Origin of the sequence: Sphingobacterium haloxyli, assembly GCF_002980525.1 — a bacterium.
GTDB lineage: Bacteria > Bacteroidota > Bacteroidia > Sphingobacteriales > Sphingobacteriaceae > Sphingobacterium > Sphingobacterium haloxyli.
Map to the genome: position 1 here is coordinate 32,097 of NZ_PVBQ01000004.1, position 17,147 is coordinate 49,243.

At 48.0% G+C, this 17,147-nt stretch carries 8 protein-coding genes; 5 read left to right on the forward strand and 3 right to left on the reverse strand.

Annotated elements, in window-relative coordinates; all coding sequences use genetic code 11:
* The first annotated feature begins 109 nt into the window (after window positions 1–109).
* Genes C5745_RS05915 through C5745_RS05925 form a run of 3 tightly spaced genes read left to right on the forward strand, consistent with a single transcriptional unit; the run spans window position 110 to window position 3,998 of the window.
* On the forward strand, window positions 110–2,167 hold the full coding sequence (locus tag C5745_RS05915; protein WP_105716074.1) for a BamA/TamA family outer membrane protein: 2,058 nt from the start codon (window positions 110–112) through the stop codon (window positions 2,165–2,167).
* A gap of 2 nt (window positions 2,168–2,169) precedes the next feature.
* The gene (locus tag C5745_RS05920; RefSeq protein ID WP_105716075.1) at window positions 2,170–3,273 is read left to right on the forward strand and encodes a sensor histidine kinase; all 1,104 of its coding nucleotides are present in this window, start codon (window positions 2,170–2,172) and stop codon (window positions 3,271–3,273) included.
* Window positions 3,270–3,998: a LytR/AlgR family response regulator transcription factor gene (locus tag C5745_RS05925; RefSeq protein WP_105716076.1), complete on the forward strand. Its 729-nt coding sequence runs from the start codon at window positions 3,270–3,272 to the stop codon at window positions 3,996–3,998. Before C5745_RS05920 ends, C5745_RS05925 begins: the two co-directional genes overlap by 4 nt.
* 32 nt (window positions 3,999–4,030) lie before the next feature.
* Here C5745_RS05925 and C5745_RS20180 read toward each other — a convergent pair whose 3' ends face one another.
* Window positions 4,031–4,207 carry a hypothetical protein gene (locus C5745_RS20180; RefSeq protein WP_165793026.1) on the reverse strand — a complete coding sequence of 59 codons (177 nt, stop codon included), beginning with the start codon at window positions 4,205–4,207 and terminating at the stop codon, window positions 4,031–4,033.
* Window positions 4,208–4,300: 93 nt separating this feature from the next.
* Here C5745_RS20180 and C5745_RS05930 point away from each other — a divergent pair, with 93 nt between their 5' ends.
* A complete protein-coding gene (locus C5745_RS05930) occupies window positions 4,301–7,117 on the forward strand; it encodes a glycoside hydrolase family 2 TIM barrel-domain containing protein (RefSeq protein WP_105716077.1) in 2,817 nt (938 codons plus the stop codon).
* Window positions 7,118–7,235: 118 nt separating this feature from the next.
* Window positions 7,236–8,432 (forward strand): ATP-binding protein, encoded by a 1,197-nt coding sequence (locus tag C5745_RS05935; RefSeq protein WP_105716078.1) that lies wholly within the window; start codon window positions 7,236–7,238, stop codon window positions 8,430–8,432.
* A 56-nt stretch (window positions 8,433–8,488) separates the two neighbouring features.
* On the opposite strand, the gene C5745_RS05940 is transcribed toward C5745_RS05935, so the two are convergent.
* Both C5745_RS05940 and C5745_RS05945 read right to left on the reverse strand, forming a co-directional pair.
* Window positions 8,489–9,793, reverse strand: a complete 1,305-nt coding sequence (locus tag C5745_RS05940) for a PI-PLC domain-containing protein (protein ID WP_105716079.1) — start codon at window positions 9,791–9,793, stop codon at window positions 8,489–8,491.
* A 35-nt stretch (window positions 9,794–9,828) separates the two neighbouring features.
* Window positions 9,829–17,142, reverse strand: coding sequence for a LamG-like jellyroll fold domain-containing protein (locus C5745_RS05945; RefSeq protein ID WP_105716080.1), 7,314 nt, complete (start codon window positions 17,140–17,142; stop codon window positions 9,829–9,831).
* Between the last annotated feature and the right edge of the window lie 5 nt (window positions 17,143–17,147).

Sequence of the window (17,147 nt, forward strand, 5' to 3'; positions counted from 1 at the left end):
GAAAAAGTATCCGGGAATTATTCGGCGTTTACATAGCGAATCTGGCCGTTTGCATATTTTTATTGACAAATAAATACCATTACGTTACCTTTATTCCCGTCGTAACGATATGTTGAACGTAAAAATTAATGAATTGATGCCCATACTGTACGCCGCTTTCAGATACACCCTTTCCCTACTCCTACTGGTTTGCCTGTCCTTTTCGATAACTGTCCATGCCCAAGACCCAACGAATCGTCATGCCACAGCGCCTTTGGCGGCCAATGGCGGCCGGATGGTGCAGTTTGTCGATGGCCAGCTTATGGTCTCCACCATTTTGGCGGACGACGCGGCCACCGTGATAGCCACTTCCCATCGCGCATCACCTTATTTCTGCACCATCAGCGATGACGGCCACTGGTTGCTCTATTCCATCAAAACGAAGACGGAGAAAACCACTTACGTACACGATCTGACCCGTAATGGTGAAATGAAACAGCAATATCCGTTCGCCATCGAGTCTGCTGCTTTCACCCGCGACGGCAACAGGGCTTTTTTCGTGCATTCCAAGACATTCTGGGGGGCAAAGCTGGCGGCTTACGATACGCAACACTGGCAGCTGCTGACCATGCGTTCCATTACCGACTTAACCACCAGCATCGCCGTGAACGCCGAGGGTTCGCAGTTGCTGGCGGCAGCAAGGTCGGTGGTGCGGCAAATCGATACGGAAACACTGAAAACCCAAAAAGTACATTGGGAGACTTCACGGTTGACCGGCTTGGTATACAATCCCACGGATACGTCCCAATACGCCAGCATCAATCACAGGAACCGGATCGAAGTAAGGGACGTCAGGCAAGATCGCGTGGTGCAAACCATCCGTGCCGAAAACGGGCAGTTTACACAATTGGCTTTTGCTCCCGATGGCAGGTACCTGATGAGCCTAAACGACGCAGGTCAACTTGCTGTATGGGGTCTGCAGGAGCGTTCGCGCGTGACGGCCCTGAACAATACCATCGCCGCCGACGGGTTTGAGGAGGGCAAATTGACGGTGCTTAACCAAGCGGGATGGCAATCCGTCCGAACCGATCTGGCGGAGGCACGCATTAGCGCCACTTCCGCACTGCCCGATTCGGCCTTTCTGAATGGGCCCACCAGCAAAGTGGGTATTGTTCCGATACCGATCATTTCCTACAGCCCGGAAACCAGCTTTTTACTTGGACTTGGCATGTGTTTCATACTCCCTCCAAAAGTCAATGAGTCTTCCGTTCCCCCACGCTTCTTCCGTCCGTCTTCGATCACGCCTTCGGTGGCCTATGGCTTCAACGGCCAATTGCAGACGAGCCTGACGATAGATTATTTCAGCAAACGCGGATGGCACTACGTCAACCATGCGAGTTTTCTCCACAACAATCGGTCGTATTTCTTCGGATTGGGCAACGATACCCAAAAAGAGCACAGCACCGTATACCACAACAACGTGTTTTCCTGGGAAGGGGAAGTGACCAAAGCCATCGGCGAACGCTTCTTTGCGGGCATTACCTATCAGGTCCGTAACGACAGCCGATTGGATTTCGATGAACCTGCCTCAACCGCGGTGCCCAACGGGGATGGTGGATTTTTAGCGGGCGCGGGTCCGGTGTTGCGTTTTGATACGCGGAACGACCTGTTTTTCCCGACGGGAGGCTATTACGCAGACCTGTCCTTCAGGCGCTATGGCGGATTGGGTGGCAGCGACTTCGTGTACAGCGATGTTAAGCTCGATTACCGTGGTTTCCATGCGTTGCCGATATTAACGAAAGGTACGACCCTGGCGGTGCAGGCACTGTACCACGGCGTATTCAACGGAGACGCGCCTTTTTACCAATTACCCTATATTTCGGCCGACCGGCTATTGCGCGGCATATGGCGCAACCTCTACATCGATAGGCAGGCAATTGCATTGCAGGGCGAGCTGAGATCGAATTTCAGCAATGTCGACCCGCGGTACGGCTATGTGGTGTTCGCGGGAGCGGGGGATGTAGCACCCAATTTTTTTGAGGATTACAAACCCGGCATCACCGGTGTATTTGGTGTGGGCTTTCGGCAACAGGTTGTCCCTAAACTCAAACTGCAATCGCGGATAGACCTTTCCGTGACGACCAAAGGAAATGTCGGTGTCTTCGGCGGAATAGGGTTAACGTTCTAACTATGCCCAAGAATCTATTCAAGTCGATCGTAGCGTTTCTGAAACGCAACCGCAAAAGGCTTATTCTCTTGACATTGATGAGCCTGGTGCTTCACGGCACCTTGTTTTTTATGGCATACATGGCCAATCCTGCAAAAACCGTATACGATTTCAGCAAGCGATTCGGGCTCGGCATCAATACATTTTTGTTTATCGTGGAGGCGGTCGTCACGTATTACCTGTTGATCTTTCATGTGATTCTGCCCCTGATGCACAAGGTACGCATCTGGCGTGCGCTGGCTGTCTTTTTTGTGATGTTCGCGCTAAAGTTAGCCCTTAGTTATTGGTGGCTTTTTTCGGCACCGCAAGACCCCCAAAACATGCAGGAACGATTGTCCACCACCGCCATTCCCGACAATAGTTTTTCCTGGTTTTTGCTGTGGCACGCCATGTTCAGTTTATGTGATTTGGTCGCCTGTTTTTCGGTGGCATTGATGGCGGAATGGATACGCAAAAGCAAGCAGCAGATCATTTTAGAGAAACAAAAGGCAGAGGCCGAGCTCAGTGCACTGAAACACCAGATCAACCCCCATTTCCTGTTCAATTCATTGAGCTTCATTTATAGCAAAATTATGAAGAGCGATGAAAAAACAGCGGAGTCCGTGCTGATACTGGCCGACATTATGCGGTACGCGCTGGCAAAAAGAGAGGATGTGCGTGGTCGGGTAAACATAATGGAGGAGGTGGAGCATTTGAAAAACGTGATCGAAATCAATCAGCGGCGCCACGATCACCGACTGAATATTTGTTTCGATGAAGACCTAACCAATCCTTCCGCAACCATCGTTCCGTTAGTGCTGATCACCCTGGTCGAAAATGCGTTTAAACATGGCAACTTACATGACCAAAGTCACCCTATTTTGATAAAGCTGCATACCAACGGCCGTGAATTGTCGTTTTATATAAAAAACAAGAAAGGCAACGGCATCAAAGAACTTTCCAACGGCATCGGTCTGCAAAACATCAGGCGGCAACTGGATCTTAGCTATGGCAGCCATTATACCTTTGTATTGGAAGACGAGCCATCGGCATTTGCAGTGCAACTGAAAATACCACTGAATTCATGATCGACTGTATCATCATCGACGACGAGCAGCATGCGGTTGACGTACTGGAACACTACGTGGAACAGGTTCCTTACCTCAATTTAATTGCGGCAACCACCGATCCCGTTACCGGGCTCGCACTGCTGGATGACCTGGTGCATGGCGTGGTATTCCTGGATGTGCAGATGCCGAACCTCACCGGGGTTGAACTCCTCAAGCTGATCAAACGGGATACCCGCGTCATCATGACCACCGCCTATAAGGAATATGCGCTGGATGGGTTCGAGCATGCGGTGGTGGACTATCTGCTGAAACCCATTGCGTTCCCGCGGTTCCTTAAAGCGGTGAGCCGGCTGACCACAACCGTTGGCACCCTGCAAACGGCAACGAACGGGAACGACGCTTTTCTTTTTGTAAAGTCGGAACAGAAGGGCAAATTGCTCAAAGTGGATATACAGCGTATCACCTTTATTGAAGGGCTGGGCAACTATGTGATCATTCATAGCGACGGGCAGCCGCCCATCACCACTTTCCTTACCCTCAAATATGTATACGAACATTTGGCCGATAAGGGCTTTATCCGGGTTCACAAATCGTTCATCGTTTCCCTGACCTACCTCACGGCAGTCGAAGGGAACGTGGTTCGCGTACGGAACAACGACCTGTCTATCCCTATCGGCAAAGCCTATAAGCAGGAATTCTTCAAACTGGTTAACAGCAAGTTGCTTTCATTTCGAGCTAAATAGCTCAGTACTTGACTTGCTTGTTTCGCGCCGGGTTAACAATGACGATGCGTGGCTATTAGCGATGACGTCACAGCAACAGAGCCATACTTTCGTACACCAAGATCATACTGGTGCCCTCCAGAACCAATCTTCCGTTTTTCTAGCATTGGGTAGGCGATAATAAAAACCACCCGGAGCGCATACGTTTCGGGTGGTTTTAATATTTGCATGCTAGAACTTAAACTAATATATTTGAGATGTAAACCGAACGAAATACAAATCTCAACATGCGACAAGATCCTGCTTGGCAATAAAAAGACACCATGATCCAAAAAAGAAGTATCAAAAATGTAACGAAGTGGGCCATGTACCTGCTGCATTTTGTAACAATAAGCATCGTCTGCGGTCAATCCACAGAGATCAGCTATCTTTCGGGTACCGATAAAGACCATACTGTAGATTGGGATTTTATGGTGAGCAGTGGTGCCAATAGCGGCACCTGGAGTAAAATACCGGTACCATCTAACTGGGAGACCAAAGGTTTTGGGACCTATCATTATGGCTGGCAGGAAGATTTCGAGAAGAATGAAATTGGCTATTATAAGCATACATTCGTTTCGCATCCCAACTGGAAAAACAAGACGGTAAAGCTTGTTTTTGAAGGCGCGATGACCGACACCGAGGTGAAGGTCAACGGGAAATCGGCAGGTCCCATTCATCAAGGCTCCTTTTACCGATTTAAGTACGATGTTACGAAGCTGATCAATCCGTCCGGGGAAAACCTGCTGGAGGTAACCGTCCGGAAAATTTCTTCGGATACCTCGGTGAATAGAGCGGAGCGTATGTCGGACTTTTGGGTTTTTGGAGGCATCTTCCGGCCCGTATACCTGGAAATCGTGCCGGATAACCATATAGAATGGACCGCCATTGATGCGAAGGCAGATGGTAGCTTTTTGATCAATGTATATACAGAAGGGGATCAAAAAAATCAGACGGTGGAAGCCCAAATAAAAACATTGGATGGAAAAAAAGTAGGTGCTCCTTTTCGTACGCCTCTTGAAAAAGATACAGAGAAAACAAGCCTGCGAACACAGGTGGAATCCCCCGACCTTTGGTCGCCCGAGTTTCCCAATCGCTATCAGGTCGAGCTCAAGCTGCTCGATGCAAAACAAAATGTGGTGCATACCAAAACCGAAAAGTTTGGATTCAGAACGGTTGAGTTAAAGCGAGGAGAAGGCTTTTTTGTTAACGGTGTCAAAGTAATGTTCAAAGGTGTCAACAGACATAGCGCTTGGCCCACCTCCGGTAGAACCATGAGCAAGGAAATCAGCATCACGGACGTCAATCTCATGAAAGATATGAACATGAATGCCGTACGGATGTCTCACTATCCTCCCGATGGCCATTTCCTCGAAGTATGTGATTCACTTGGCCTTTTTGTGATCGACGAATTAACCGGTTGGCAGAAAAAGTACGATACGCCTGTTGGTCGTAAGTTGTTGAAAGAGATGGTGATGAAGGATGTAAACCATCCGTCGATCGTTATCTGGGCAAATGGCAATGAAGGTGGTAATAATCACGAGCTCGTGGAAGATTATGCCAAATACGACCCCCAAAATAGAATCGTGATTCACCCTTGGGATATTTTTGAAGGCACCGACACGCAACACTATAAAGGTTATGATTGCTGTGCCGGATCGCTATATAATGGCAAAGAAGTGTTCTTTCCTACAGAGTTTTTGCATGGCCTGTTTGATGGGGGGCATGGCGCCGGTTTAAACGACCATTGGAACAAGATGATGTCCAATCCGCTTTCTGCCGGCTGTTTTCTATGGGTATTTGCGGATGAAGGCGTGGTTAGGCTAGATCAAGATGGTCGTATCGATACCGATGGCAACCATGCTCCCGATGGCATTTTAGGTCCGTACCGTGAAAAGGAAGGCAGTTTTTATACGATCAAGGAAATCTGGTCGCCTGTTTATATCGACCACGAAAAACTACAAACTCATTTTGATGGCGACTTGGAAATAGAGAACCGCTACCTTTACACCAATTTAAATACGGTGCAGTTTCAGTGGAAACTCAGCACCTTGCCTTCGCCTTATGAGCAGGATACAATAGGCAAGGTCTTGGAAGAGGGATCGCTCGCTGGACCCGATTTGCAGCCTAAACAACACGGGACGATTAAAATCCCTTTCGATCAGCAAAAAAAAGAACAAGCCGATCTCTTAACGCTAAAGGCGACAGATCTATACGGAAGAGAACTCTATACATGGACTTGGCCACTCAAGTCGGTGAAAACGATCAACAAACAATGGATAAACGAATCGCGTGCCGAGGCAAAGGCACAGGTGACGGAAACGGATGGCGACGTAACGCTAACAGCTGGTGATTTAGCCATCAGTTTTGACAAACGCTCCGGATTGATCCATCAGGTAAAAAGTGGTGATCAGCAGATCCCTTTCTCGAACGGACCACAACCGGCCGTTGGAAAGGCAGACTTTGTCTCCATGGAGCACGCTATAGAAGGAGATAGTGCTTTTGTCGAAATACGTTATAAAGGCCCGCTGAAACGAGTAAAGTATAAATTGGCCCCCAGTGGTCTGCTAACATTGGACTACGCGTATTACCATTATACGGGAGATCCCGACAATGCCTTTGATTATTTGGGAATAAACTTTGATTTTCCTGAAGAACTGGTGACCGGTGTGAAATATATGGGAAGAGGCCCATATCGGGTTTGGAAAAATAGAATGAAAGGTAACAATTACGGTGTTTGGCATAAAAAGTATAATAATACGGTTACCGGAGAATCCTGGGAATACCCCGAGTTTAAAGGCTATTACCGTAATTTCCATTGGGTTGTCATTGAAAACACGATTAAACCCTTCGCGATCTATAGCGAAAGCGATGATCTGTTTTTAAGGCTGTATACACCAGAAAGGCCGCAAGCCGCCGAAAATGATCATAATTCGCCTCCTTTCCCCACAGGCGACATCTCTTTTTTGAATGGCATCAGCGCCATTGGAACGAAGTTTGATGCAGCGACAAACCATGGTCCGGAAGGACAGCCCAACAAAGTAGGGGCAGCGTGGATAGCGGGTAAACTGGTGTTTGATTTCGTTGGAAAGTATCCATAAATTGAACCACCCGGAGTGTTGAAAAAACTATTTTGCTTATCAGAGTAAACAATATTCTTAAAAATTGTTTACTCTGATAAGCAATTTTGTGTATATTTGTTTATTACAGTAAACAAATATGGAAGCATTAATCGAATTATTCCAACGGAAGTTAGCGTACGTCAACGTGGGTTTTACCCGTAGCCTGATGGCGGAGATTAACTGGAATGCCAGGTTGATCGGTATAAAAGGAGCGAGGGGGATCGGCAAAACGACACTACTGTTGCAATATATAAAGCTGCATTTGTCTGACAGATTAGATGAAGTTCTGTATGTAAGTCTAGATGCTATCTGGTTCAATACAAATTCATTAGTAGATCTAGTGAAAGATTTTGAACAAAGAGGAGGAAAATATATCTTCTTAGATGAGGTACATAAGTATAGCGGGTGGGCGCAGGAACTGAAAAATATATATGATGATTATCCTGAATTAAAAATCGTCTTTACAGGATCGTCTTTGTTGGAGATCTTAAATGCACGTGCGGATCTAAGTAGAAGAGCTGTTATTTATAATATGCAGGGGTTCTCCTTTCGGGAATATCTGGGAATAGAGACTGGAATTCGGTTTGAACGGATAACTTTAGCCGATTTGTTAGCTCAGCATACCGACAAAGCAAGGGAGGTGAATGAGCAAATTAAACCTTTTCAGCACTTTGATAACTATCTTCAGCACGGTTATTATCCCTATTATAAAGAAGAATCGGATCTCTATTTTATGCGCTTAGGAGAGGTTTTGAATATGATGCTGGAGATCGAACTGCCGTTATTGCGCCAAATTGATCTAGCCTATGTGGCTAAAATTAAACAGCTGTTAACGGTTATCGCAGAATCAGTACCCTTTATTCCTAACGTGAGTAAATTGAGCGAAAAGATTGGGATTAATAGAAATACCCTGTTGTCCTATTTGCATTATCTAGATGAAATTGAACTAACTCGTAATCTCTTCAGATCTGGAGAAGGGATAAGTGCGCTGCAAAAACCAGCTAAGGTCTATCTTGAAAACACCAACCTCCTTTACTTGCTGGCGGAGGAGAATGCCAATCGGGGAAATCTGCGTGAAACCTTTTTTGCGAACCAAGTGGGGTACGCTTACGACCTTAATTACGCCGAACAAGGAGATTTTACGGTGAATAATAAATATACCTTTGAAATAGGTGGGAAAGATAAGACAGGAAAGCAAGTCAAAGGGCTGGATAATGCCTATATCGTGTCAGATGATATAACGCACGGTTTCCACCGCAAAATTCCTTTATGGTTATTTGGTTTTCTATATTGATGTTGATTAACCCACCCGAAGCGCACGCGCTTCGGGTGGGTTTAATTATCGACCTTTTAGGTTCTCCCATCATTTATTTTTAAAACCACCATCGTTGCCAGTGTATCGTCAAATTTATCGATGTACACGATATTGGGATATAAAGAAGGCGATACAAAATCAAGAACCCTATCGAGGTTTGCGTTGGCTTCTTTAGCCAGATCCAAGATGCTGGACGAACAGGTGACTGCTTGCGATGTAGACTGGGTAAGTGTCCAGGAGAGCAAGAAATAGCTATCGCTATGCGCCTTCATTTTATCAACTTGATCGTTGATCATTTTAGAAAGATCATTCGTATTGGCATAACGATTATATACATTAAACTCTTTTGTCGTATAAAAGCCTTTCCTGTAATACTCTCCAAGTTTCTTGCTATCCACACCTTCGACCACGATGATAACTTTACTGCCGTCGCTCAAAAAATCGTTTAATTTGATTTGGGTAAGATCGGATTTATCAGAAAACAGCAACTTATTGATGCCAGCTAACTGTTGGAATAACGTGGTCCATTCTTCATCATTAAATTTTCGATAACTGGCATTGCCGACATCTGTATTAAGGGTGTGGGAAAGGTTAAGAATGACAATTTCCTTCCTACCTTCTGTAAAGCTGTTGACCTCCTTGATTATATCGGATATGGACTCGCCATTTGCCCCTTGCCAGGTAGCATCTATAATCTTGCTGTAATGCCCGGTCATGTACTTCCCTGCAGCGATAACAGGGCGGATATCGAAATAGCGAGCGCCATTGGCCAACTGTTCGCCTACGGAGCCAGTCTGCGTTAATGTATTACAGTCCCGCCCGAACGCCGTTCCACCATTTCGTGTATACATCCCAGCATCATGCGACCCCGGGATCGAAATATCTTTAAGTGGAAAACCCCCTATACGACTTAAAGTCTGCTCCATCCACCTGGAAGGATCTATCAACATGTAATCTCCAGATGAACCGTACAAGGCAAAAGGCATAGTCCCATCGTGATCCCATCCTAAGTCTATGGTCTTGTTTAGAAGATTTCCGTTACTTGGTATATTAACCAAGTTTACATAGACGTCCCTATCGTGCTTATAGCTTGCACCGAACTCAAGATAGCAGCTTGGGTTGGCGGACGTATCTGAACCAAATTTGTATTTTACTTCACCGGCATCGTCATGCTCGTGCTTAAATATATTTTCACAAAATTCTACATAGACCTTGACAACCGAACCCGATTCAATCTTTTCAGGGAATCCCCAGCCGTCCATCTGATACTGGTGGTTATGAAAGCATACCCAATCCTGATCTGTTTGGTTTTTAATTAAAATGTGACTTCCTTGTCCCATAACATATAAGTTTAAAAGTTAAAAAATTTGTTATTCTAGTTGTCTATTGATTGATAGTAAGCATCCATATAGGCAACAATATCGTCGTACAATGTCATGTACTGGTTGGCTTCCGTTGAATTAGGCACTGATGCTTTTTCTCTGAAAGTTTTCCAGAGTGGGAGCGAGTTGACCAAGTCTTTGTCGAGCACATCTTTAACGGCCTGACCGATCTGCGCGGGCGCGTAGTGTGCCGCTAATTGCAACTTCTTGATGTGATGTGTCACCAGTTCGAACAATAAGGTGTTCGCCTGTGCGTTTGCTGGCGCAATATCAGTATCAGGGATCTTTTCCTTTGGCGCGACGTCGTATTCAGGCGGTATCCGGCTAACGTAGGTAACCCGATGCAGCACACGCCAACTCTGATTGGTGTTGGCTCTAGCTTCCCGCAGTGCTGCTGCTCGCGGGTCGTTAGATAGGTTCAGCCATCTCGGATCGACCACTCTTTCGAAAAATTCGTCGAAGTTTCCCTTGTCCGGGGGTAGATAAAACGTCATAAAGCGATAGGTGTCGACCTTTCCTGGCTCTGACTTAGACGTGTAAAAGGGTTTTTTCGGATCGTTGCCCAAGTATTTGTTCAAAAAACCATCAGGATCGGCCTGGATATCCAACGATATAGCAGACGTTTCTTCTTTTGCCTTGCTGACTTCGTATTTCATATGCGTACCCCCGTTGAGGTCCAACTCGCCCCAGAAACCCACTCCCCCAAATACCAATGTGGTTTCTGCGGTCAGCCCCAATGACCAGTCGAAGCTGTATGAACCACCGTAATTTTCCTCAATTTGGCTGACATAGCCTTGCTGCTCACGATAGAGCCCTCCGGCGGCAGTCCAGACGTGTGTACTGTACATGCCTCTTTTCGGCGCCCCCTGCTTCCAGTCGTAAAGTGCGTTGGATGAAATATCATTATCGAGTTTATAATTCCGGTCTTTGCCCCGTTTTTTCGCGTCGAATTGCTGATACTGGGCCAGTAATTCCTGGTCTTTCCGTTCAATCTGACGTTTGAGTGCATAGGCTTCGGTCGGCTTGAAGTAACTACCCCTTTGTACATCGGCATTTTGATAGTCCGGATCATTTTTTAATCCTACTTTGCCATCCAATGTGCCATTTTTCACATACGCTGGGTTCAACGGGAAATAAATCAGATTGACATCTGGCGGAATCTCTGTATTGGGGGCGATCGTAGTGCCCATGAGGGCGCCGGTGTCTTGCAGTAGCAGCGTATAAACATCCGCTGTGGCCGATTTGACTAACGCATACCCCTCGTTGTTCGGGATAAAACGCCTTTCACCGTTTTTAAGGAGCATACCCGCGCCGTCGTCTGGCTCCCAGTCGCCACAGTTATACATGGTGTTGACGTTGCCTGATAGTAGCTGGGCAGCGAATTGACTGCCGGTATCTTCGCTCTCATTCCATCCTAATCCGAATGTCGCTTTACCGATGACTTCAGTTTTTATGATGTCGGTGATCAGGATGATTTCCTCTAGTTTTTTTTCAAAGGATACGCCACCGCCGAGCTTGGTGTTAAAAGCCAGATGACTACCGGTATGCTTGGATCCGGAAAAGCGGAAGGCGGTTGTTTTTTGCTGTGTCAAGGCCACCGACGAACTGTTGTTGTACGCGAAGTACGACGGCTTGGTAGGATCTAGGTAATAGGGCTTAGTGAGGTTTTCGCTGGGCAGCGGTGGTGCGCCCTCCACGTAGCCAATCAGCGATGGGTTGGTTTGGACCTGCCCTAGGTAAACCATGTTGAGATCGCCCACTTTATACCCCGAGGCGTGCACGATATGGCCGTCTTGATCGATATACAGATAGCAACGTTTTAAGACGCTGAATGATTGGCCACTTGCATCATACTGCACATCGGCATATTCCACTGCGGCTGGCCCCGAGCGAAGAGATGCTTGTGCATCGGTGGCAAGGCCTCCCATGGCATTCCGGACCCCTGGCCCTTCGTTTGCGACCGGTGCCGTCGATGGCACCCAATAAGGAGATGCTTGATCCGTATCAATTTTAAATATGCCGTTGTTGCCGTAAGCCGATTCATCGACGCATCGATCGCCCGATCCGGTATCAAAGGCCCAGTAACCGACCAAATGTGTCTTCAATCCCGATACATGCCGGTTCATGTTATCGGTAATTTGCTCGTTGGTTCGGCGCTCCGACCAGACCCGTACTTCTTCTAGATAGCCCTCGAAACCATTCGTGACCACGGCACTATCGTTTATGCAGCCGCCGATGGCAGCTTGCGGCGTCATATAGCCGCCGAAATCGCCTGGAAGTGCATTGATGCCTGTAGTCAGCTTTCCGTTAATGAGCAGTTGCATGGTGGCATTATCATGGACCACAACCCACATTTCCTCCTCGTTGCTTAACCATACGGCATCGTTTGATGATACGCTATCATAGGCCGTGCGTCCATTTTGTTCGTTAAAATACCACGCTGATGTAAGCCCATCTTGCGGAGTTTCTTTGATTGTATATAAGGTAGCTACCTGCTCTTTTCCAAGCACTTTATTCCATAACAGTACATCCGAGATCGTACCCGAAAAGAATGCTTGCTCAGACGCTTCCGCATCGGGCCGTGTCCGACCCATATTCAATGGTGTATTGGAGTCAAAAAAGCGGACGTTACCATACAATATCGCGGCATGAGGAGCGCTATCGTCTGGAAACGTAGCAACTAACTGACCGTTTACAAACAATTTCAAGACTAACCGGTGGTAATTTTCGATCGATGTGCCCAGCTGCTTGATTTTTTCTCCATTTTGGTTTTGGGCGACGTTCTCCACCTGTTCTGTGACTTCGATGAGCTCGGCCGTAAAGACCAGATGTGTCATTTCTGTGCTGGTCAACGGACTCGTGGATCGGCATGTTATATATTGCTTGTTGAGCGGTAAGGCATTGCCGGCTTTATCGGTGGCGTTTTTGCAGCGAACTGTTAGGTAGGGCTTACCATCTTGCAGGCCAATCTCATAGCTTTGCTCGTCTTCTGTTGCCCCAAATTTGCTGAGCAGCACTTGTTTCTCCTTGGTCGTTTGATCGGCTTTCACCCAAAGTGAGGCTGCAAATGCCTTGTCGAAGTTAAGGCCGTTGTTTGCGCCGCAATCCGCATAGTTTCCGTCGGTTAATCGAACACCGTAATGGGGTTGATAGGTAGCGGCCAGATGCGTCCATTGGTTGTTCGGTACGGCAGCCATTTCGGTGACGACGGCTTGTTTACCAACAGCGGCATAAGCATATTTAAATACGCCAAGGCTTTCCCATATACACTTTTCAGTATCGAAGCTTGTACCGTACAGACCTTGTGTGGTCATCGCTTCATTGACAACGGATCCGTTACTCGTTTGGCGATCCAGCCGCCAAAGCAGTTGCAGGTTATCAGCACTCGATTGTAAAACTCGGTGGTAGTGGTCGGTGACAAACTGTGGGGACAAACTGTCGCGGTATAGGGAAAATTGGTTAAGCCCCATTTCCATTTCTAGCTGTCCCTCCGTGGACTGGGCGTTGCCGCCAACGGTTACCACATGGTTATTGCCCTCGGGCTTACGGGTAGTGTCACTTTTTCCAGACGAAGAGCCATTGATAAAAAACGAAAGAATTCCGTTTGCGCGTGACACGGTAATCTGGCTCCAGCTGTTGTCGGCTATGTCTTGGGTAAATGCTGACCTTACAGGATCCAAGCTGCCTGTTTGAACGGTGTAAGACAACCTACCTGTAGGGTCAAGGTGTAGTGTTTCGATCTGATCGGTTGTTTCGCCGTTTTTGAAGGTAAGCGTCAAAACCGGTGCTGGGCGATCCGGTTCAATTGTTCTCAACGCGGGCTTAATATAGAGCTGTACGGCATAGTTATCTTGGTTAGGAAACAAGCGTTTGTCTCTTTTTGAATCGTCCATACAATCCGCATCATTTACTTCCAGCTTGCCCTTACCCATCAGGTAGAGCATGTCGCTGCGCTTTAGCCCCAGCATATTCTGGCTTTTATCGACGCCATTTTCGATATCGAGGTGTAGGATGCGGTTGGTGTCGCTAGCCAACTTATCGTTGGAAAGGGTGGGGTATGTCCAAGCTTCCAATGTCCGTGCCTGTTGAAGGTTCAGCCGTTGGTACTGACTTCCGCTATTATCGATCGTGATCAGCGAATGTTTGCCGCGTAGCCCTAGCGCTGATGATGGCGCTATATCGAGCCAACCGCCGTTTACCCCCGTTTTTAAAGGTAGGGCGGTGGCGGCTCCGTTTTTGTCCGTTGTCAATAGTTGAGGATAGCCGTTGTTTGCTGGCCGATCAAGTCTGACAGCAAACAGGGGCGATCCCGGTGCTGTCTTTTTTACGGCTAAGCGTTGTTTGAGGGCGTACCCTTTGCTCTTTACACCCTGTATTTGGCTTAAAGGAAGGCTCGCGTTGCCGACCAATCCATTGGCGCCGATGGTAAACACCCGGATAAACGCCAATAAAGCCCGTAAGCCAGCTTTCGGGGCTGCCGCCACGTTGGTGACGGGCAGATCTTGCGCTAGAGCTGGACACTGGAATGCGATGTGGTCCGCGACGATTTTATTATCCCCGTCGGCACTTTTCTTGATGATTTCGCTTAGTTGGCCAAGCTGTCGGTTAATGTTTTCCCAAATTCCTACAGTTTCGGGTTTCGTTGAATCGCTGTATTGCAGGGATATTTTGACGGTACACGTCGTCTTGCTGTTTCCGTTTGTTATTGAAAGCGTGGTTGTTTTGATTTCCTTGCTCGGCACCAGCAAGAGTCCATCCGGTCCATCGGTGGGCAATTGATAGCAAGCGGTGTTGTTCGGGTCGTTATTAGCGCCTGCGGTGTAATCGTAGGTGCTTGAACGGTCGCTGAGTACTTGTGAAAATAGCGTGACATCCGTCGGCACATGGTTGATTTGGATGTGTAATGGATTTTCGGGGTTGCCTGGTATGGTGCCCGACAATGTAACGGTGGCGGTGGTGGCCTCTTCGGCTACCTTCACTTCCACTTTGTCGACCGTTATACCATCGGACTGCGTACTGATTATTTGTAGAAATCCGTGTTGTAGTGGATCTCCCACAGCCAAAAAGCCTTGTTTATATACGCCTAAGCTATCGTAGAATACCGTGTTGCTATCGAGCACATCGGGGTTTAGTGGATCGTTGGTGTAATGTTCTTCCAGTACAGCTGCCACATAATCTGCACGCTGTAGTAGCCCCTGCCACGTCTCGTTATTACCGATGTTGTCGTCCAGTGTTAAGCTGTACAAATTGGTAGCCGTTTTAGCGAGTTGCACGACACTGTTGTTGAGCAGCGTGCCGGCCTGTCGCCCGATAAATAGCAGGTTGCCGCTGTTAACGGCATCTGCAGAAGCGGGTCCGGCTGTCCAGGGTATACCAAACACCGGCCGGGAGATCGAGGTGTCATATTGTGCTGCAAGGAAGGCATCGTTGTTGCCTTGGTAATACAGATGTATTAGCCCGTCTTTGCCACTCAATAAAAACGGTGTGCTATCCGGCTTGATCGCGCCAAAAAGGGTGTAACCATCGTCGTCGGCTACCGGGAGCGCAATGCCGGTGTTCACTGTCAGTCCCATTTCGTCCATGCTGCTGCTGTCGCCGGTAGGGAGTTTCAGGGGCGGGGTGCCGGGTACCCAGCGCGCGCCAGATAAGGTGGCGTCGTGTGTGCCGGTTTTAGAATGATCTTTGGCAATCAGTCCCTTGCCTGTATTGAGCGGCCAATAGGCTAGTAAATCAGGGTGGTCCTCCTGAAGGTCGAGTGGTTTAAAGAGATTTTTCTTTGCTACGGCCGCCTGATTGCCCTGCCACAGCCGTACTTCATCCAGCATTCCGGTAAAGTTGCCGCCGTCAGCGCCTTGCCCAATGACGGTCAATACGGTTTGAGTTGGCGTCTTTCCCTTAAAATCGACCGTGGTTTCCAGTGCTACTTCCGATCCATTGATCAACAGGTGGTAACCAGTTTCATCGTAACAGGCAATTACGTTTGTCCAGGTGTCCAGTTCCAGCACATTATCCTTGGTCTCGGCCGAGAGTAGATTCTTGCCATCTCCAAACGCGACGCCGATTTTTAGGGTGTTGGTAATGTAAACTACGGGGGGATAGTTGGCAGCTGATGTGCCCGGCGCTACACCGAAGATGTATTGTTTATCCAATGTGGTGCCTTTGGGCATGACCCAGCATTGTTGCGTGAATGCCGGTCCGAGCGTTAAGGCCGGGTTGGACGGAATAAGCAACTGAGCACAGCCATTGAAAGAGAGGGTAAATTGTCGAGCATTCAAGGCGCCTGCTGCCAATGTCTGCGTGGCGTTGTACGTGTTTTGGTAAGCCAGTCGTCCGGTTTCGGCTACCGCGAAATCAAGAACCACAATACCATGCGCTGTTTCGTTTTCCGGAGCCGCGACCGCACCCTGACAGGCTAGCATATAGCGGTAGGCATTTTGGAGTTTGAGCTGCTCGTTGTTAGCCGTGCGTACCTGTTCTTGTTTGTTGTACAGGCATGCTGAGGGTTGACCGATGAGCGTGATGGGGGCACTCGGCGTGCCACTGCTGGGTTGTGTTAGCGATAGGACCACATTGGGGCGGATGGTCTGCACAGTGGGATCGAACTGGTCGTCGTCAAATTGGAACCATCCACCTGCGGGTTTGATGATGGAGTAGGTGAAGAGCTTGCCTTCTGCTATCAGAGCGATCTGCCAGGCATATTCATCGGGTGTCGCGGTGGGCAACAATTGTACGTCAAAGCCTGAAATGGAGACTTTTTCACCTGTGGGTGTCAGCGGAAGTACCCAAACAGGCTCCTCGAAAGGTGTATTGTCCATATCCACAAAGCTTTGGTTGTCTTTAGGACCTAGGGGCGTGTCTGGTTTTTCACTACGTTGGAACCGGACTTCCCAGCTTGGTTGTAATATCCAGTTCGGCCGAGCTTTAAGGTTGTTGTCACTGTTTTTAACCGTTGCGGGCTGCTCGGAGAGGACATAGCGATTGGCGTACAGTTGATTATCGATGCATCGGAAAATATATATATAGTGTTGGTCGGTGACTACCCGAAAAGTCGAGGTTGCGCCTAACGTGGGTTCCGGGATACGAAGGATATTGAACCCGGCCATACTCACGGTTGTCGGAAATGGCAATTCTTGGTAGGTCTGCCAATCGAGGTCGTCGTGCGAGGAGGCGATATCCGGATCCAGGATGTTGAAGCATATGGAGGTGGTACTTTCGTTCGTATTTTCTGCCTGTTTCAACACGAAGGACACGGCACGGCCTTGGTGACTGACGGTGACGATATTGCTGTATGTTGTTTTGTCGTTCATAACAG